A 19,279-nucleotide genomic window follows, 5' to 3' on the forward strand; every position below is an offset into this window, starting at 1 on the left:
GCCGGAAGTAGTTGGGGGTTGCCCCCTGTGAGATATGGAAGTCGCTTAGCTCTAGGGAGTTTAGCTCAGCTGGGAGAGCATCTGCCTTACAAGCAGAGGGTCAGCGGTTCGATCCCGTTAACTCCCATTTTAGCGGGTGTAGTTTAGTGGTAAAACTACAGCCTTCCAAGCTGTTGTCGCGAGTTCGATTCTCGTCACCCGCTTTGAACTTTGTTCTTTGTACCAAGTTTTTAACTTGGGCGCGTAGCTCAGGTGGTTAGAGCGCACGCCTGATAAGCGTGAGGTCGGTGGTTCGAGTCCACTCGTGCCCATAGTGTTTAGTCCATTAGTAGGGGATTGGAATATTATCTGTTCACTAATAGGACACGGGCTTGTTCCCGTATAAACTATTTTGGAGGATTACCCAAGTCCGGCTGAAGGGAACGGTCTTGAAAACCGTCAGGCGTGTAAAAGCGTGCGTGGGTTCGAATCCCACATCCTCCTTTTATATTAACGCGGGATGGAGCAGCTCGGTAGCTCGTCGGGCTCATAACCCGAAGGTCGTAGGTTCAAATCCTGCTCCCGCAATAAGGCTCGGTAGCTCAGTTGGTAGAGCAATGGATTGAAGCTCCATGTGTCGGCGGTTCGATTCCGTCTCGCGCCATTTATATATTTTGGAAGGGTAGCGAAGAGGCTAAACGCGGCGGACTGTAAATCCGCTCCTTCGGGTTCGGGGGTTCGAATCCCTCCCCTTCCATTTTACGGGCATAGTTTAAAGGTAGAACTAAGGTCTCCAAAACCTTCAGTGTGGGTTCAATTCCTACTGCCCGTGTTAATAGAATTATGGCGGGTGTGGTGAAGTGGTTAACACACCAGATTGTGGCTCTGGCATGCGTGGGTTCGATCCCCATCACTCGCCTATTTTATATTATTGGGGTATAGCCAAGCGGTAAGGCAAGGGACTTTGACTCCCTCATGCGTTGGTTCGAATCCAGCTACCCCAGTTACTATTTGCCGGCGTGGCGGAATTGGCAGACGCGCTGGACTCAAAATCCAGTGTCCGCAAGGACGTGCCGGTTCGACCCCGGCCGCCGGTATAGTATAGAGTTAAGGAACGTTGATAAATCGGCGTTCCTTTTTGATTTGGTCAACTTTTGGTCAATAATTCTATTTCTTAACTAAACTCGTCAAAACAGCACGAACTTTGTTATTTTCAATATCTGCTTTTTCCTTTATCAGATGGCCGTAAGTTTCAGTTATTTGCTTAATATCTCGATGCCCCATTAATTTTGAGACTGCCCAAATATCAACACCCATTGCTAACATTGTTGAACAATACGTGTGTCTCAGACCTGTGCTTGTCATAGTTTGAGGATAAATTTTCAAATCTTTTAAAATTTGTTTTAGATGCTTATTTATTCCTGCATTTGTTACAATCTTATAATTCAAATCTACTAAAATCATATTTTCGTTATTTGTAATTGTACCGTTTTCAATGAATACAGTTTGTTCTTGTTTTAATTTTTTTAGAATAGTTAAAGTATCATTATCAACAGGAATTGTACGGATTGATTCTTCTGTTTTTGGGTTTGCCCATCGTTTTCTAGCTGTATCATATCGTCTATAAGTTTTGATTTCTGAATTTTCCCACAACACACAATCCCATGTGAGACCTGCAACCTCTCCTGCACGCATTCCTGTTTTTAGTTGAATTAATAGTAAATATGGAACTATAGAAGTAGTTAAATCAAGATTGTTTTCTAAATATGTTACTAGTTTTTGATAGTCATCAAAGCTATGAATATATTTTTCATCTCTTCTTTTTTTAGGGGGACGACCTGAAATAATGACACCTTCAGTAAAATCTTCTATATTAAGCTTATCTCGTTTCGCAAATACAATCACATTTCTAATTTCCGCATTCATTCTACTAACATTGTCACGACAATTTGTTTCAGCGTACTTGTTTATAAAACCTTGGTATTCGCTTGCTTTAATTTTTAAAGCTGGTTTGTCTTTGAAATATTCTTTGATAAACTTACCACGCAATAAATGTTTATTAAATGTAGACTCTGCTTTTCCGAGTGGTTTAACTGTTAATTCTAACCACTTTTCCCATAGAGCATAGAATGTAATATTTTTATCAATTATTGCACCATTGAGCAATTTTAACTCAAGAGCTAACGCTTCAATTTCTGCTTCTCTTTTTGTTTTAAAGCCTGAATTTGAAGCAACTACCTTTTTATTTTTATCAAAAATTCTATAATCCCATAAATTCTTCTTTCCTCGTTTTCTGAATGAAACTGACATGATTACCTCTTCTCTAAAGACGATAACCAAGATATTATCTTGATTATCGTATCATAAACTAAAGATTTCTGCAAAGTTTTCTTCAAAAAATTGTTTTGTTTTGCTGGCTAAGAAGTAGTACCGTCCGCCTTGATTATCTGGATATTTCACAAAACCATCCTTGTTTTTATCAATATCGATTTTTGAGCGAATATCAGGCTGATAAAGAACATGTTTTAATAACCAAGGGCGAGATACTGATAACATGTTTAAGACATCATCTAAGCTAATATATTTCCCTTTTGAGGCTTGCTTCTTTAAGTCAAGATATTCATCTTTCTCTACTATAATGTGTGTTTTAGGAAGATTCACTTCCAAATTTTCTATTTTAATTGAGATTTTATCCGTCATATAAGTTTTCCTTTCATCGTTTTACTTGAATACATCCCACGGCTTCTTTTCTTTCTTTAGTTCATCTTTTCGATTATTTAAAAATATAATCGTATCAGGAGAGGGTTTATACTTTGTTTTGAAATGAATCAAAACATTCTTGAAAAATTCAGAAATTGCTTCCTCACCATAGATTTTTTGAATCTTGTATAAAAACGATTCTAAACCACTGTTTTTCAATAAGTAAATATAGGTAGCTAATAAGTCATTTTTTCGCCTTGGTTTTGACCTCAATAAATCAAAATCGGTTGAAACATATTCCAACATAACTTTTGAAATATCCCATAATTCATCATTTTTGAAAAATAAATATTTGTCCGTAAATCGTTGAAAAATCAGGCTCGATAGTTCTTTATCGTTTCTACATTTTAAAATATCTAGACCAGTTTGATTAGCGTAACCCTGCCTAATTGACATTTCAAATCGCACCCAATCTTGACATTTTAGGGCTTCGTCATAATAGATACCTTTCTTTTTCTCCTGTTCCAGTTTTTTATCATAGATGCGCAGAAGTAGAGAATTTCCCTTGTTTGCTTTGCTACCAACATAAATTGTTTCTACCCTGTTGTTAGTATTGATAGTGCTGATATTTGACTGATTCTTTCTCAATTTGATTGTATTTGTAAAACTGTCAACATATTTTGATTTTATTGTTGACTTATTTAACTCCTGATGAATCTGATTCACTTTCAAACCTTCATCTATAAAATCAATCGCAAAATCAATTTTTGAAACTCTACAACTACCGCTAAAATAATTTTCTAATTCAAAAATTTTTTGAACTAATTGACGATACGAAATTTTTTGATTATCTTCGTCCCTTCGTTTCATGTAATGTTTTAAACCTTGACCCGAGAATTTGAGAAAAATTCCCATCCTTGGGCTATCCGTGTTAAAACATAACAGAATTTCAAATTCATCAAAATTGACAATATAATTGTAGCCTGCAAATCCTTTTTCATTTAACTTATAGTTAACCGTGTACTTTTCTAATTCCAATAATTCATCAATTTTTAAACAGATATTAGAAGCAAATGCTTCATAATTAGACATCATTTCATTGAAATCAGGCAAAAATACAAATGAAATTTCATCAACATCACATTGAATCATATAACATAACTCCTTCTTCTAATTGCTCTGGGGTGGGAAGGGGGTCATTACTAGACCCCCATGAATGCTAGTAACCCATTATTCACGCTTTTTTCTTAATCGTTGACCGTATAAGAATGCTCTTTTAAATGTACTAATCTTTTCCAAACCGTGTTCGTGTAGATTAATGTTCCAAAATTTCCGTGGTTTGCTGAACTGTCCATCACTAGTCATGATATAGCCAGCAAATCTGGGCGCATGATTATCAATATTATCTGTTTCTCCAAATACCATGCGAGCCAATTCGTCCGTTATAGCGCCATTTGACAAACAGATACGAACACCTAAGTTATCTCTAATAGCTGTTGAAAGCAACTCAGAACGCGGTTGTTGCATACAGATACAGATATAGACACCACTAGAGCGAGAGCGAGACACAATGGACAAAACCAAATCTTGAACCCTTTTTCTCATCTTATTATCTGTAATGCTCGAAAGCATAGCTGAATACTCTTCGATAACACACAACTTCATTTTCATCTCTTTACCGAAATTCACAAAAATTGCGCCAGTAATGTCATCACGTGCTGATAATTTTGCAATTTCTTTTTCACGTTTCATAACTAATTCCAACAATTCTTCAAAATATGCTAAAATCTCTTCACTATCAGAAAGAATCACACCTTTTTGAAGAAACTCCCATGAACTAAACTCCGATTTTACATCTAAGATTGTTAAATCAACCTCTGAATCAAACATAAAAACTTGAGAGAGTAACGATTTCAAAAATGTTGTCTTAGAACTGGATGTGTTTCCAACTATGAGAGCGTGAATATTTTTTAGAAGTGAAAATGTTAAGCCTTCTTCAACTGTTATTTCAAAATCATTTGACGGTCTTAATTCTGTTATACTTTTAGGTCGTAGCTGTCTTGCTTTTGCTTCCACAATATCATCTAATAAGTAAATAAACTCTGTATTATCTTCACTTAACCAATAATCTAAAACAATCAAAGAACGATTTTTACCCACTAAACAAGCTGATAACATTTCCGCAAACTTTTCTAAATCTTCATTAGTCTGGTCAGCTAATTTTTTGATTTTAACCGTGATGCGCCTGCTTAGCTTCTCGAAGCTCGCATGCGCTTTACTAACATCTATGAATTTGCTACCAACTTTGCGATTCGCAGTTACTGAATCTAACAATGCTTTGTGTGTCTGTCGTTCTATCAATCTTAATTGATAGTATAAAGATATTGAGCCAATTTTTGATAGTCTCAAAACAAATCGAACCAGTAAAACAAGATTAACCCAAAGCAAGACAGCTATTCCCATTACTTCAAAAATGAATCCAAATTTTAAAATACCAATACTTATTCCTTTAAATACTAACCATCTAACAACAATCCCAACCGATAGTAACCCAACTCCAAAAATTTGGAGTAGAGTTACAAAACTTGGGAAATTCGGCATTAAATGACCTGTATTTTCATTTAACCTGTACCTAATCATAAATACCTACATATCTCTTTCATTTCATTTAACATGTTGCGGCGCTTGAATTCCAAATACATATACGAGCGAATAAAATCAGTGTAACGTCCATCTGAGTAAACTAGACTCAAATTCACGAAAGATGAAACTCGTCCTTCAACTTCAGAATTAATGTATGCTGATAAAATCTTTCGTAGTTCAATGGGCAAGTCTAAAGCTGTTAAATCATCTAATTCTTTAAAAATGTCTTTCATATCTATTTCCTCTTTACTTTAAACTAACTTCGTTGACATCTTCAGCCCAAACTTCTATAACATCATAACTTTTATACTTGTTTTTTCCTCTGGGATTGACTAACTGATATAAATGTCTAAACTGAATCTTGTTCGCAATCTCCAAACTTGGAACAACAAGACTAATCAATTTAACCGAACCGTCATCGCGAGGCATCGAAAGAAACACTTCGTAGCCGATTGATTTGTCTGAAAAGACTGGGGCGTTTTTACCATTACTATTTTTCTCAAAACCGATAATTGGGAAGAATGGCTGTGGCTCAGTAACGCTAACAGCTACGCAAGTTGAGATATTAGTAAGAGCTGGGGCAGTACGACGGTCGTTTACAATTGAATCGCCTGATTGTTTTGAATTGCTTCCAAATAAGCCTGTTTGCAATAATTTTTCCATTAGTTTTACCTTTACTAGCTTGAAGCTAGTTCTTTCTTTTAAAGCTTTCTTGTAAATATTTGAACCTTCTTTATTTACATTTTAAGTGTATCATGATTAAGATTGACTGTCGATTGAGAGAAAAAACAGACATTTAAAAACATTCTCATACAACTATTTTAATCATGTGACATGAAATGAAATTAAGTGATTCATCATTCACAAGATAAGTATATCAAAAATCTAATTGTATTGAATTGAAATAAAACAAAAGGATATTCAAAGAACTATGATACAACTAAAATAATTATGTAATATAAAACTAGTATATATAAAGGAAGAAATAGTTGTACAATAAAGTTTTGAAAATAAATTATAAAATCGGTTGCAACGTACAATCTATTGTGTTATACTCTAAATATAAACTTATAGAAAGTAGGACATTAAATGTTTAAAAACACAGTAGAGTTTATAAATCGTTCAACGATTGATGCAGTACCTGAAAAAATCAAAAATTTTAAAGCTGAACAGTTACAGCAAGGAAAAAAATATTATTGGTATATGTTTCTACATGATGAAAGAATTGGAAAAGTATCTGATATGTTTGCATACTATGGAGGAAACAAAGAGACAGCTAAGCAAAAAATGAGTCGATTAATGAAAGATGGTCGAAGTCATCTCTCTGAAAATGTTTTAGAGTTGCTTTCTAAGAATATGAATTTAAGTATTTCTGAATTGCTGTGGGGTAATGAAGAAGACTGGAAGAAATTGCTCCCTTCAATCTTTTATTTAATTGTTTTTGAATCTATTAACGCTTCTGATTTTAAAACAATTAGAGAGCAACAATTGAAATCAAATATGCTCGAAGTTTTGAAAGAGTCTGTCTTGTTTTCAAGTGAATTAGCTAAAAAAGAAATCGAAGCAGACTTATCTGATGGTATTGTTGCATTTGATATTTTTGATAAGAATTTATTTAAAGTTATTTCAAGACTTTATCAAAAAGAAGTAGAAGAAAAATTTTATAGAGTATTTAAAGAATTCTTTATTGAAAAAAAATATTATTTGAAAAAATTAGATAATAGAATAATTGATTTTGCGGAGCGAGTGTATAAAGAAGTTATTTTTGATAACAAGAAAACAGAAGATTCTTTAGGAATTCAGGTTTATCAGCATTCAAATTTATTTTTGAATGCTGATTATAGAGAATATAGAACAAGTATTATACAAAAGAAATCCTTGAATGAAGTAGTACTAGAAAAGGGGCAAGTATTAGAACATTATTTGGATGAAGAACAAAGAATGATACTTGAACAAGTTTCAAAATTTGTCAGTGGTTTAGATAAGATTCAGAGAAGACAAGATGAACGCTTAGGATATCGAAAGAACAACAAAAATTTATTCAAATATGGATTTGATTTTGTAAAATTTGATGAAGAATATTTTAGAGAATCAGAAGAGAAAGTAGAAGAAACTATGATATCTACTGAACAAATGAGCGCAGATTTGAAAAAATTAGATATGTAAAAAAAACAACCGCTAGAATTTTTAGCGGTTGTTTATGTTATTCAATAAGGTTGCTATTGCATCAATTATATCTGTTTTTTGTGGTTCTGGTATTTGTTCAAGTTGATTAATAATCTTTTCAATTTCTTTACTCTTTTCTGGAAAATCGAAATTAAAAAATGTTTTTTCATCTACCTCAAGAGCCGTTATGATTTTGTTTAACGTTTGTATTTGAAAATTATATTTTTCATTTTCAATATTATGTATATGTTTAGAACCCAAACCAGCCAGTTCAGAAAGTTTTTCTTGGCTAAGTCCTTTGGTTAGTCGCAAATATCTAATTCTTTTTGCAATAAATGTTTGTAAGTTGTTTTGATTCATAGTTTTTACCTTTACCTAATATTATTTTAAAGATAAACATTATAAATAATAAGTAGTACAAATTACACTTGTATACTATATAAGTGTTGAACATTACACCATATAATGATAAAATAGTGTAGTAAAACTATAAAAATTAGCTCATTTTATCAGCCATCAAAGGAGAAAATGATGAAGAAACTGAAAACCCTCACAACCTCAACAGCTATTGCGCTTGCGTCTGTTGGTGGAACTGCATTTGCTCAAGAAGCAACTACTACAACAGCAGTTGATGCAACTGCTGTCAATGAACCAGCTCTTGTTTCTAAACCTGTAGCTGACGCAAAACCAGAAGTGAAGAAATCTTCTGATGTCAAGCCTTCTCTTGATGCTCAAGCGTCTACTGTTAAGCAAGTTGAAGCTGAAAGTGAAACAGCAAAAGCTGAAGCTACTTCTGCTAACCAAGCTGTTACAACTACCGAAACTGCTTTGACAAGCGCTAAAGAGAACTTGAAGTCAGCGGAAGCTGTTAAAGCAAATGCTACAGAAGAAAATATCACTGCTACAAAAACTAAACAAGACGCTAATGTAAAAGCTCAAGAAGCCAATCAAAAAGCAACTGAAGCATCTACTGAAGCGATTAAAGCACAAACTGAAACTGTAGCAAGTGAAACAGCTAACGTTGCAAGCGCAACAAGTAAGAAAGCTGAAGCGGATAAAACAGTAACCGCTAAAGAAGCGAATGTAAAATCAGCTGAAGACGCGCTAAATGGTTCAGGACTTGGCGAAGCAAAAGCCTCACTTACCCAAGCTGAAAAAGATATTGAACAAGCCAATGCCAATATCTCAAGCGCAACAACAGCTGTCGAAACTGCTAAGAAAGCAGATAGTGACCGCGCAGATGCCATCAAACAAGCTGAGAACAATGTGAATGTCAAAAATGACGCCTTGAAATTAGCTAAAGAAATGATGGACGCCGACCAAAATAAAGTGGATTCTATCCAAAAAAAAGCAGATGCTACAGCGTCTAAAGAAAAAGAAGCTCAAACTTCCTTGGATGCAGAAAAAGCTCGCTCTGGTGAAGCTGTTATTCATATGGGAAATCCAGTTCACCATTTGACAGATGAAGAAAAAGCTTACTATGGTCTTGATAAGAACTATATCACATTTAAAGATGCACTTAGCTATTATGCAAATAACAGTTGGAAAGAAGATGGTAAAGCTAATCGTTTAATGATGCTTACAGCTGCTAAAATGTATAAAGCTCTTACAGTTGATTTCAACAAAAACGATGCCAACCGTAAAGTGGATATTGATAATTTAACAGATGCTGAAATTGCTGAAGTTAGTGATTTCTATGCTAAATTAGTAAATGTCTTGCAAGAAAATATGGGATATCCTACAACATATAGAGCTTATGCTGCTCAAGATACACTTGAACATAGCAAGAAAATGGCAAAAGCCTATGAAGCTCGTGGAACTGACCCTGCTATGGCTGGTCATATTCGCGAAAACAATGGTGTAGAAAACTTAGCTTCAATTTATGCTAGTGATGATATTTCAACAATGCAAGATTTGAAAAATTCTGCATTACGTGCTTTCAAAAATTATTCATTCCTTGATAAACATGCTAATTGGGGACATTTGAATAACAACCTAAACGGTGGTGGTGTTGCAATGACTGTCGCTAATATCAATGGTAAACGTTGGTTTGTCAACTCATTTGGTAGCGATGGTAAACATAAAATCAACCTCAACCAAGACCTTGCCCAACTTGAAGCAAAACTAGCTGAAGCACAAAAACAAAACAGCCAAGCTCAAACTGCTCTTACAAATGCTAAAGCAGAATTGGCAGAAGCTTCACGCAAATATGCTTCTGCACTTGACGCGAAAACAGATGCTGAAAAAGAATTGGCAAACAAATCAGCTAGTCCACTTCAAACAGAAGTTGCTGAAAAGAACTTGCAATTAGCAAACCTTGCTTTGAAAAATGCACAAGAACGTAAAGCAACTGCTGAAACAGCTGTTGAAAACTTCTCAAGAAGCCAAGCAGAAAAACAAACTGCTCTTGAAACAGCTAAAGATGAACTAGCTACAGCTAAAACTGCCCAAAAAGATGCTGAAACTGCTCTTACAAATGCGCAAGCAAAATTGCAAGCAGAAGAAAACAAGTTAAAAGCTCTTCAAGACGAACAAGCAAAACTACATGCAGAAAAAGACCAATTGGTGTCAGATGCGAAAGCAATTGCAACAGAATTGAGTGCTTATCTAAACGCAGATAAGAATCTTGCAGATGCGCAAGCAAAAGTAGCTGATTTAGAAACAAAATTGACTCAAGCAAAATCTTCTGCAAAATTGGCACAAGAAAAATTTGATGCCGTTACAGCTAAATTGCAAGCTGAACAAGCTAAATTAGCTGAAATCCAAGAAGAGTTTGATAAGTTAGTCAAGGCTGAAAGAAAAGACTACTACAATTTATCAGGTTGGTATCTGGAGTATCTTGCAGGGAAACAAGCGGATAAGAAAACAGATACAGAAATCAAGAAAGTAGAAGACTCAAAAGCTTCACAAGCTGGTAACTGGATTGAGTCAGCTGGTCGCTGGTGGTACAAACATGCTGACGGTTCATATACAACCAACGGCTGGGAACAAATCAAGGGTACTTGGTATTACTTTGACCACGCAGGTTGGATGCAAACTGGATGGGTCAAGACTGGTGGCACATGGTATTACTTGAACAACTCAGGCTCAATGGCTAGAGGCTGGGTAAAAGACAACGGTACATGGTACTATTTGAACAACTCAGGTTCACTGGCTACAGGCTGGGTTAAAGAAAATGGCTCATGGTATTATCTTGACCAGTCAGGTGCTATGAAAACAGGCTGGTTTACAGTTTCTGGTAAATGGTACTATGCCTACAGTTCAGGAGCTCTAGCAGTAAACACCACTACACCAGATGGCTATACAGTCAATGCTAACGGTGAGTGGGTAGGATAGACCAATTTACTGAATAGGCTAAGAAATAAAAAATCTTCTTACTACAAGTAGGAAGATTTTTTGTTAAAATATATTAGAAGAAAGAAATAATGTGAGGGTAAAAAAATGAGAACTCCTAAGAAATATACTGATTTAATTAAGAATAAAGAAATAACAAATCAAATTATTGCAGAATGTATATATTCTGTTAATAAAAGAGCAAAAAACTATCGAGATAAAATAGAAGATTATAAGCAAGCTGGGTTCTACAAATACAAAGAAAATAATATTGAAAATGCAAAAGAACAGAAACAAAAATATTCTAGCATGAAAGAAGATTTATTATTAAACTTCAGCCCAAAATTAATTCATAAACAGTATGTAGGGGAGAAAACACAACGTGTCTATAGTTATCAAAAAAATTATGCAAAACTATATGATGAAAAAAGAAATGAAATAACTTGGGAAAATAGTTATTATGACTACGATAGAAATAGGGAAGTTGAGTTTTTTGATTATAGCTTGGGTGAGAAAGAATATTTTTATTTCTTTTATTATGAAATTGGTGAATATAGTTTTCATACCCCAATTACAGAAGAAAGGGCAGAAAAAAATACTCAATTAGAAGTCAAAGAAATAGATGAGAATTTTCAAACTCATGGAGCTGATATAGTAGATTTACTTTCAACTCAGTTTGTCCAAAAAGTAATAGATTTGTTAGATAGTGGCGATTATACAATTGTAGAATAATTAAAAAATCTTCTTACATATGTAGGAAGATTTTTTGGATTCACAAAACTAGTTTAAAAGACTACGCTATTTAAACTAGTTTTGAGAATGAATACTGGACTATACCAATTGCGCCGAACACGGTATCGAACTATGTATCAAAAATTGTAATTATTAAATTTTTTAACTTTGAAATTACAGTAAAAACTAAAAATTTATTTGGTCAACCGCTGGTCAATTTCCTTAATTTCAATACTAACTAGCGTGTGATAATATCTTGATTTGAACGCTTTTTACTTATTTATTTTAACTTATTTTAACGCTAGTTTGTTGGCCGCCGGTATAGTATAGCGATAAGGAACGTTGTAAGTCTTCGTTCCTTTTTTATGTTATTTTTGGTATAATAATAGTTATTCAAATTTTATTTAGATTAAGAAAGAGTAGGATAGTATGTCTCGTTCTATCGATTTATTAAAACATCGGTATTTGAAAAATATTAAAGAAAATCCTGAATTGTTTATTGGAGTTGAGCTGGAATATCCTGTTGTAAACTTGGAAGGGGATGCTACAGATGTTGAAGTTATCAAGCACTTATTCCGATATTTAGTTTCTTATTTTGATTTCACTGTAGCAAAGGTAGATGATTTTGGCAATCCTATCCAGTTAGTAGATCCGATAAGTCAGGATGCTATTTTATTTGAAGTTTCCTATACAACGATTGAGTTTGCATTTGGTAAGGCTGAAACGATTCAAGAGGTCGAAAATCGTTTCAATAATTATATGAATGTAATTCAGAGACAATTAGGCGAATCCAATCATGCTATCGTTGGTTGCGGTATTCATCCCAACTGGGATAAAAATGAGAATTGTCCAGTGGCTTATCCACGCTATCAGATGTTGATGGACTATTTGAATTTGAGTAGCAATGTGACTAAATCAGATTTACATCATTTCCCTGAATATGGTGCTTTTATCTGTGGGAGTCAGGTTCAGCTGGATGTTTCAAAATCCAATTACTTACGTGTGATGAATGCTTTTACTCAAATTGAAGCAGTTAAGGCATATTTATTTGCCAATTCTGAGTTTTCAGGTGCAGATTGGGATACGAAAATTTCAAGGGATATTTTCTGGGAAGAATCCATGCATGGTCTCTATCCAGAAAATGTTGGGGTTAATGCTAGACTCTTTAACGGTGAGGATGATTTTTTTGACTATCTAGATCATTCTGCGATTTTTACTGCGGAACGTGATGGACAAACCTATTATTTTTATCCGATTCAGGCAAGGGACTATTTGGCTACATCTGAAATCCAAGCTTTTGCTCTGAATGGGGATGAGATTCTTATTTACCCTCAAGAGAAGGATTTTGAAACTCATCGTAGTTACCAGTACCAAGACTTAACGACTCGAGGAACAGTTGAGTTTCGTAGTGTGTGTACACAGCCACTTGATAGAACTTTCGCTTCTGCTGCCTTTCACTTGGGATTGTTGGTTAATTTAGATAAGTTAGTAGCTTACTTAGAAACAGCACCTTTCTTTAAAGAATTTGGGAGAAATTACAAATTTTTAAGACGACAATTTTCTAAGAAAAAGCTTACAGATCAGGAAGAAACTGCGATTATTGAATTTTCCAAAGACTTACTCCTGCTAGCTGAAGAAGGGCTAGTGATGAGAAATAAGCAAGAAATGATCTATTTAGAGCCTTTGAAGAAAGAATTGGGACTATAATTTCTTTTATAAAGGGAGAATTTTCTGAAAAATCATGATATAATGGAAGAGACTATAGATAAAGGATAGAGAGTAATGACATTAGTTTATCAATCAACGCGTGATGCGAAAAATACAGTAACTGCTAGCCAAGCAATTTTGCAAGGTTTGGCGACGGATGGTGGTTTGTTTACACCGCTTACTTATCCAAAGGTAGATTTGGACTTTGACAAATTGAAAGATGCTTCTTATCAGGAAGTTGCTAAGTTAGTTTTGTCAGCATTTTTAGATGACTTTACAGCTGAAGAGTTGGACTACTGTATCAACAATGCCTACGATAGCAAGTTTGATACTCCAGCTATCGCACCATTAGTGAAATTAGACGGGCAATATAACTTGGAACTTTTCCATGGTTCAACAATTGCTTTTAAGGATATGGCCCTGTCTATTTTGCCATACTTTATGACAACAGCTGCTAAGAAGCATGGTTTGGAGAACAAGATTGTCATCTTAACAGCGACATCTGGTGATACTGGGAAAGCTGCTATGGCAGGGTTTGCGGATGTTCCTGGTACTGAGATTATTGTCTTTTATCCAAAGGATGGTGTCAGCAAGGTACAAGAGTTGCAAATGACCACTCAAACTGGCGACAATACTCATGTTATTGCTATTGATGGTAACTTTGACGATGCGCAAACAAATGTGAAGCATATGTTTAACGATATGGCTCTTCGTGAAAAATTGGCTGCAAACAAGTTGCAATTTTCATCTGCAAACTCTATGAATATTGGTCGTTTGGTACCACAGATTGTTTATTATGTTTATGCCTATGCTCAGTTGGTTAAGACTGGTGAGATTGTGGCTGGTGATAAGGTCAACTTCACAGTACCAACAGGAAACTTTGGAAATATCTTGGCTGCCTTTTATGCCAAACAAATCGGCCTACCAGTTGGCAAATTAATCTGTGCTTCAAATGACAACAATGTTTTGACAGACTTCTTCAAGACACGTGTTTACGACAAGAAGCGTGAGTTTAAGGTAACAACTAGTCCATCTATGGATATCTTGGTATCTTCAAACTTGGAGCGTTTGATTTTCCATCTTTTGGGTAATGATGCGGTTAAAACAGCTGAACTCATGAATGCCTTGAACAAGCAAGGACAATATGAGTTGACAGACTTTGATGCAGAGATTCTTAACCTCTTTGCAGCTGAATATGCGACTGAGGAAGAAACAGCGGCAGAAATCAAGCGTGTTTATGAGTCAGATTCTTATATCGAGGATCCACATACGGCGGTTGCCTCGGCAGTTTATAAGAAATACCAAGTGGCTACTGACGATGTGACTAAGACAGTGATTGCTTCAACAGCTAGTCCTTACAAGTTCCCAGTGGTTGCAGTCGAAGCAGTAACAGGAAAAGCAGGCTTAACTGACTTTGAAGCTTTGGCTCAATTGCATGAAATCTCAGGAGTGGCTGTGCCATCAGCAGTTGATGGCCTTGAAACAGCGCCAGTTCGTCACAAGACAACTGTGGCGGCTGCGGATATGCAAGCAGCGGTTGAGGCTTATTTAGGACTTTAAGACGGAAGGAGTAAACTCGGTTGGGAAACCAACTGAGTTTCTTTTCATCAGGAGGAAGGATTGTTTAAGAAAAATAAAGACATTCTTAATATTGCTTTGCCAGCTATGGGCGAAAACTTTTTGCAGATGCTCATGGGAATGGTGGACAGTTACTTGGTAGCCCATTTGGGCTTGATAGCCATTTCGGGTGTATCAGTAGCTGGCAATATTATCACGATTTACCAGGCGATTTTCATCGCTCTGGGAGCTGCTATTTCCAGTGTTATTTCAAAAAGTTTGGGGCAGAAGGATCAATCTATGCTAGCATATCATGTGACTGAAGCCTTGAAGATTACCTTACTAGTAAGTTTCCTTTTAGGATTTTTGTCCATCTTCGCTGGGCAAGAGATGCTAGGACTTTTGGGGACGGAGAGGGATGTAGCTGAGAGTGGTGGACTGTATCTATCTTTGGTAGGCGGATCGATTGTTCTCTTAGGTTTAATGACTAGTCTGGGAGCCTTGATTCGTGCAACGCATAATCCACGTTTGCCTCTTTATGTTAGTCTCTTGTCAAATGCTTTGAATATTCTCTTTTCCAGTCTAGCTATTTTTGTTCTGGATATGGGGATAGCTGGTGTTGCTTGGGGGACTATTCTGTCTCGTTTGGTTGGTCTTGTGATTTTATGGTCGCAATTAAAGCTGCCTTTTGAGAAACCGACTTTTGGTTTAGATAAGGAACTATTGATCTTAGCTTTGCCAGCAGCTGGAGAGCGGCTTATGATGCGGGCTGGTGATGTCGTTATCATTGCCTTGGTCGTTTCTTTTGGAACGGAGGCAGTTGCTGGGAATGCAGTCGGAGAAGTCTTGACCCAGTTTAACTACATGCCTGCCTTTGGCGTCGCTACGGCAACGGTCATGCTAGTGGCCCGAGCAGTTGGAGAGGATAATTGGGAAAGAGTAGCTAGTTTGAGCAAGCAAACCTTTTGGCTTTCTCTGGTCCTCATGTTACCCTTGACCTTCAGTATCTATGCCTTGGGTGTACCACTAACTCATCTCTATACGACTGATCCTCTAGCGGTTGAGGCTAGTGTTCTAGTGACACTGTTTTCACTACTTGGTACTCCTATGACGATAGGAACAGTCATCTATACAGCAGTCTGGCAGGGTTTGGGCAATGCTCGGCTTCCCTTTTATGCGACAAGTATAGGAATGTGGTGTATCCGTATTGGAACAGGATATCTGATGGGGATTGTGCTTGGTTGGGGCTTGCCCGGTATTTGGGCCGGAACCCTTTTGGATAATGGTTTTCGCTGGTTATTTCTACGTTATCGTTACCAGCGCTATATGAGATTGAAAGGATAGGAAATGCAAAAAACAGCTTTTATTTGGGATTTAGACGGGACTTTATTGGACTCTTATGAAGCAATTTTGTCAGGGATTGAGGAAACTTTTGCTCAGTTTTCTATTCCTTATGATAAGGAGCAGGTGAGAGAGTTTATCCTCAAGTATTCTGTTCAGGATTTGCTTGTGCAGGTGGCGGAAGAGAGAAAACTGGATGTGGAAGTGCTAAATCAGGTGCGTGCCCAGAGTTTGGCTGAGAAGAATGCTCAGGTAGTTTTGATGCCAGGTGCGCGTGATGTGCTAACTTGGGCAGACCAAGTAGGAATTCAACAGTTTGTCTACACTCATAAAGGAGATAATGCTTTTGCCATTCTCAGAGACTTGGGGTTGGAGTCCTATTTTACAGAGATTCTAACCAGTCAGAGTGGCTTTGCGCGCAAGCCAAGTCTAGAAGCGACCATATATCTACTAGACAAGTATCAGCTGAATCCTGAGAAAACTTATTATATAGGGGATCGGACTCTGGATGTGGAATTTGCCCAGAATAGTGGGATTCGAAGTATCAACTTTTTAGAGTCAACTTATGAAGGCAATCATAGGATTCAAGTACTAACAGACATTCCTCATATTTTTGAGAGTAAGTAACGATAAGATTGTGTCAGTTTTGTGACAGAGACTTAACAAACTATTTCAAGTAATCGATTTTGTTACAACGAATAGACAGTTCTGTTAAATAGGCCCGAGAGGGCTTTTTTTCTGCTCTTTTTGTGTTATCATAGACAGGTATTCATTTGAAAGGAATTTGAAAGAATGAAGAAAAGAATATTATTAGCCTCAACAGTAGCCTTGTCATTTGCCCCAGTATTGGCAACTCAAGCAGAAGAAGTCCTTTGGACTGCACGTAGTGTTGAGCAAATCCAAAACGATTTGACTAAAACGGACAACAAAACAAGTTATACCGTTCAGTACGGTGATACCTTGAGCACCATTGCAGAAGCCCTGGGTGTAGATGTTACAGTTCTTGCGAATTTGAATAAAATCACTAATATGGACTTGATTTTCCCAGAAACTGTTTTGACAACGACTGTTAATGAAGCTGAAGAAGTAACAGAAGTTGAAATCCAAACTCCTCGAGCAGCTTCTAGTGAAGAAGTGACAACTGCAACAGCAGATTTGACAAGCAATCAAGTAACCGTAGATGATCAAACTGTTCAAGTTGCAGATCTTTCTCAACCCATTGCAGAATCTCCAAAAGCGGTAGAAACTACAAGTACAAAAGAAGTAGCAACAAGTTCAGAAGTTACAGAGACAGTGACTGCTTCAGAAGAAGTGGCACCATCTACAGAGACTTCTACCCCAGAGGAGCAAATAGCCGAAACAAGTAGTGCAGTTGCAGAAGCAGCTTCTCAGGTAACACCTCAAGCTGAAAAACAGGAAGCACAAGCAAGTCCTCAAGCTGAATCAGCAGTAGAAGCAACTACAGCGCCCGTAGAAGAAAAAGAAGTCTCATTAAATGAAGATACACCAACAGTTTCTACTTATCAACCAGAAGAGACGAAGATAGTTTCAACAACTTACACAGCTCCAGCTGCGCCTGATTATGCTGGATTGGCAGTAGCGAAATCTGAAAATGCAGGTCTTCAACCACAAACAGCTGCCTTTAAAGAAGAAATTGCTAACTTGTTTGGCATCACATCCTTTAGTGGTTACCGTCCAGGAGACAGTGGAATCACGGAAAAGGTTTGGCTATCGACTTTATGGTACCAGAAAGCTCAGAACTAGGGGATAAGATTGCAGAATACGCTATTCAAAACATGGCTAGCCGTGGAATTAGTTACATCATCTGGAAACAACGTTTCTATGCTCCATTCGATAGCAAATATGGGCCAGCTAATACTTGGAATCCAATGCCAGACCGTGGTAGCGTGACAGAAAATCACTATGATCACGTTCACGTTTCAATGAATGGATAAACCAGACTTTGTAATATCATTTTGACGAATGAGATATAGCTTTCGTGATAGGAAGCGAGTCTCGTTCGTTTTTTCTTTGTCATACTCTTCGAAAATCTCTTCAAACCACGTCAGTTTTAACTACAACCTCAAAGCTGTGCTTTGAGCAACCTACGGCTAGCTTCCTAGTTTGCTCTTTGATTTTCATTGAGTATCAATATGAATGGGAAATGGAAGTTACCATTTTGTAATGATTGAATCATAATTCTTGCAATCTATTTTGCTTTGCATTATAATTGATTAGTCAAGTATTGATAAATCAATAGAAAGAAGGAAGAAATGATAGAGATTCAAGATTTACTTTATCAACTCCGCTTGTCTGAGCAAGCGAGTACGCAATTGTTTGAAAAAAGACTTGGGATTAGTTTGACACGGTATCAGATGTTACTGTTTTTGCTGGAGCATTCTCCTTGTAACCAAATGGCGGTTCAGGAGCGTTTGAAGATTGATCAGGCTGCTTTGACCCGACATTTCAAGATTTTGGAAAAGGAAGGTTTGGTGGAGCGTCATCGTAATCCTGAAAATCAGCGGGAAGTGTTGGTAGAGGCTACGAAGTATGCCAAGGAGCAGTTAGTGATGAATCCGCCTCTGCAGCATATCAAGGTTAAAGAAGCGATGGAAAGTATCTTAACAGAGTCTGAGAGAACAGAGCTCAACCGTTTATTAAATAAATTGGTTTTGGGTATTGAGAATATAGAAATTTAAGGAGAAATAGATGTCAATTATTACAATCATTTTAGCAACGATTGTTGCTTTGGAGCATTTTTACATTTTTTATTTGGAAAGTATTGCAACGCAATCAGAAGCGACTAGTCGTGTCTTTAACATGGACAAGGAAGAACTGGCTCGTCCGTCAGTAAGTTCATTGTTTAAAAATCAAGGGATTTATAATGCTTTGCTAGGAGTCTTTCTCTTGTATGGCATTTATTTCTCGCAGAATTTAGAAATTGTGACTATTTTTGTTTTATTTGTGATTGGTGCTGCGGCTTATGGCTCTCTCACAGCAGATAAGAAAATTATTTTGAAGCAAGGTGGACCAGCTATTTTGGCCTTGATTAGTATTTTATTCTTTAAATAAACTCAAAAATCAATCCTAGCCTCTCTAGTCCTTTTTACTCCAGAATAAG

General features: G+C 36.5%; 15 protein-coding genes, 11 tRNA genes and 1 pseudogene. 21 read left to right on the forward strand and 6 right to left on the reverse strand.

The window, feature by feature from the left end; translation table 11 throughout:
- Window positions 1-54: 54 nt before the first annotated feature.
- The 11 genes from DSY56_RS09510 to DSY56_RS09560 all read left to right on the forward strand — a co-directional run bounded on the left by DSY56_RS09510 (window position 55) and on the right by DSY56_RS09560 (window position 1,076).
- Window positions 55-127, forward strand: a tRNA-Val gene (locus DSY56_RS09510).
- Window positions 128-132: 5 nt separating this feature from the next.
- Window positions 133-203, forward strand: a tRNA-Gly gene (locus tag DSY56_RS09515).
- Window positions 204-237: 34 nt separating this feature from the next.
- Window positions 238-311, forward strand: a tRNA-Ile gene (locus DSY56_RS09520).
- A gap of 82 nt (window positions 312-393) precedes the next feature.
- Window positions 394-483 (forward strand) — tRNA-Ser (locus tag DSY56_RS09525).
- A gap of 10 nt (window positions 484-493) precedes the next feature.
- Window positions 494-567, forward strand: a tRNA-Met gene (locus DSY56_RS09530).
- 3 nt (window positions 568-570) lie between these two features.
- A tRNA-Phe gene (locus DSY56_RS09535) sits at window positions 571-643 on the forward strand.
- A 12-nt stretch (window positions 644-655) separates the two neighbouring features.
- Window positions 656-736 (forward strand) — tRNA-Tyr (locus DSY56_RS09540).
- A 4-nt stretch (window positions 737-740) separates the two neighbouring features.
- Window positions 741-811, forward strand: a tRNA-Trp gene (locus DSY56_RS09545).
- A 14-nt stretch (window positions 812-825) separates the two neighbouring features.
- A tRNA-His gene (locus DSY56_RS09550) sits at window positions 826-898 on the forward strand.
- Between the two features lie 13 nt (window positions 899-911).
- Window positions 912-983, forward strand: a tRNA-Gln gene (locus DSY56_RS09555).
- A gap of 9 nt (window positions 984-992) precedes the next feature.
- Window positions 993-1,076, forward strand: a tRNA-Leu gene (locus DSY56_RS09560).
- 70 nt (window positions 1,077-1,146) lie between these two features.
- On the opposite strand, the gene DSY56_RS09565 is transcribed toward DSY56_RS09560, so the two are convergent.
- The 5 genes from DSY56_RS09565 to DSY56_RS09590 form a co-directional block, all read right to left on the reverse strand.
- On the reverse strand, window positions 1,147-2,289 hold the full coding sequence (locus DSY56_RS09565; protein ID WP_112445319.1) for a tyrosine-type recombinase/integrase: 1,143 nt from the start codon (window positions 2,287-2,289) through the stop codon (window positions 1,147-1,149).
- A 51-nt stretch (window positions 2,290-2,340) separates the two neighbouring features.
- On the reverse strand, window positions 2,341-2,679 hold the full coding sequence (locus DSY56_RS09570) for a DUF771 domain-containing protein (protein WP_112445320.1): 339 nt from the start codon (window positions 2,677-2,679) through the stop codon (window positions 2,341-2,343).
- A gap of 21 nt (window positions 2,680-2,700) precedes the next feature.
- Window positions 2,701-3,831, reverse strand: coding sequence for a replication initiation factor domain-containing protein (locus DSY56_RS09575; RefSeq protein WP_112445322.1), 1,131 nt, complete (start codon window positions 3,829-3,831; stop codon window positions 2,701-2,703).
- 78 nt (window positions 3,832-3,909) lie between these two features.
- On the reverse strand, window positions 3,910-5,319 hold the full coding sequence (locus DSY56_RS09580; RefSeq protein ID WP_112445324.1) for an FtsK/SpoIIIE domain-containing protein: 1,410 nt from the start codon (window positions 5,317-5,319) through the stop codon (window positions 3,910-3,912).
- A 249-nt stretch (window positions 5,320-5,568) separates the two neighbouring features.
- Window positions 5,569-5,985: a hypothetical protein gene (locus DSY56_RS09590; RefSeq protein WP_112445328.1), complete on the reverse strand. Its 417-nt coding sequence runs from the start codon at window positions 5,983-5,985 to the stop codon at window positions 5,569-5,571.
- A 426-nt stretch (window positions 5,986-6,411) separates the two neighbouring features.
- Between DSY56_RS09590 and DSY56_RS09595 the strand changes: the two genes are divergently transcribed.
- Entirely contained in the window at window positions 6,412-7,488 is a 1,077-nt protein-coding gene (locus DSY56_RS09595) for a hypothetical protein (RefSeq protein WP_112445330.1), read from the forward strand.
- A 21-nt stretch (window positions 7,489-7,509) separates the two neighbouring features.
- Here DSY56_RS09595 and DSY56_RS09600 read toward each other — a convergent pair whose 3' ends face one another.
- Window positions 7,510-7,848: a helix-turn-helix domain-containing protein gene (locus DSY56_RS09600; protein WP_112445332.1), complete on the reverse strand. Its 339-nt coding sequence runs from the start codon at window positions 7,846-7,848 to the stop codon at window positions 7,510-7,512.
- 171 nt (window positions 7,849-8,019) lie between these two features.
- On the opposite strand from DSY56_RS09600, the gene DSY56_RS12765 reads away from it, so the two are divergent.
- From DSY56_RS12765 to DSY56_RS09645, 9 genes and pseudogenes are all read left to right on the forward strand, one after another.
- Window positions 8,020-10,824 (forward strand): SEC10/PgrA surface exclusion domain-containing protein, encoded by a 2,805-nt coding sequence (locus DSY56_RS12765; RefSeq protein WP_441348937.1) that lies wholly within the window; start codon window positions 8,020-8,022, stop codon window positions 10,822-10,824.
- Window positions 10,825-10,929: 105 nt separating this feature from the next.
- Window positions 10,930-11,553 carry a hypothetical protein gene (locus tag DSY56_RS09610; protein ID WP_112445336.1) on the forward strand — a complete coding sequence of 208 codons (624 nt, stop codon included), beginning with the start codon at window positions 10,930-10,932 and terminating at the stop codon, window positions 11,551-11,553.
- A gap of 429 nt (window positions 11,554-11,982) precedes the next feature.
- Window positions 11,983-13,260 (forward strand): gamma-glutamylcysteine synthetase, encoded by a 1,278-nt coding sequence (locus DSY56_RS09615; RefSeq protein WP_112445338.1) that lies wholly within the window; start codon window positions 11,983-11,985, stop codon window positions 13,258-13,260.
- Between the two features lie 75 nt (window positions 13,261-13,335).
- A complete protein-coding gene (gene thrC, locus DSY56_RS09620; protein WP_112445340.1) occupies window positions 13,336-14,820 on the forward strand; it encodes a threonine synthase in 1,485 nt (494 codons plus the stop codon).
- A 60-nt stretch (window positions 14,821-14,880) separates the two neighbouring features.
- Window positions 14,881-16,161 carry an MATE family efflux transporter gene (locus DSY56_RS09625; protein WP_112445342.1) on the forward strand — a complete coding sequence of 427 codons (1,281 nt, stop codon included), beginning with the start codon at window positions 14,881-14,883 and terminating at the stop codon, window positions 16,159-16,161.
- Between the two features lie 3 nt (window positions 16,162-16,164).
- Window positions 16,165-16,785 carry an HAD family hydrolase gene (locus tag DSY56_RS09630; RefSeq protein WP_112445343.1) on the forward strand — a complete coding sequence of 207 codons (621 nt, stop codon included), beginning with the start codon at window positions 16,165-16,167 and terminating at the stop codon, window positions 16,783-16,785.
- Window positions 16,786-16,950: 165 nt separating this feature from the next.
- A pseudogene (locus DSY56_RS09635) lies at window positions 16,951-18,113 on the forward strand (LysM peptidoglycan-binding domain-containing protein).
- Between the two features lie 318 nt (window positions 18,114-18,431).
- The gene (locus tag DSY56_RS09640; protein WP_200832431.1) at window positions 18,432-18,857 is read left to right on the forward strand and encodes a MarR family winged helix-turn-helix transcriptional regulator; all 426 of its coding nucleotides are present in this window, start codon (window positions 18,432-18,434) and stop codon (window positions 18,855-18,857) included.
- A 10-nt stretch (window positions 18,858-18,867) separates the two neighbouring features.
- A complete protein-coding gene (locus DSY56_RS09645) occupies window positions 18,868-19,230 on the forward strand; it encodes a DUF1304 domain-containing protein (protein WP_112445344.1) in 363 nt (120 codons plus the stop codon).
- Window positions 19,231-19,279: the final 49 nt, after the last annotated feature.

Origin of the sequence: Streptococcus sp. 596553 (genome assembly GCF_900411395.1) — a bacterium.
In the GTDB taxonomy this organism is placed as follows: Bacteria; Bacillota; Bacilli; order Lactobacillales; family Streptococcaceae; genus Streptococcus; species Streptococcus mitis_BA.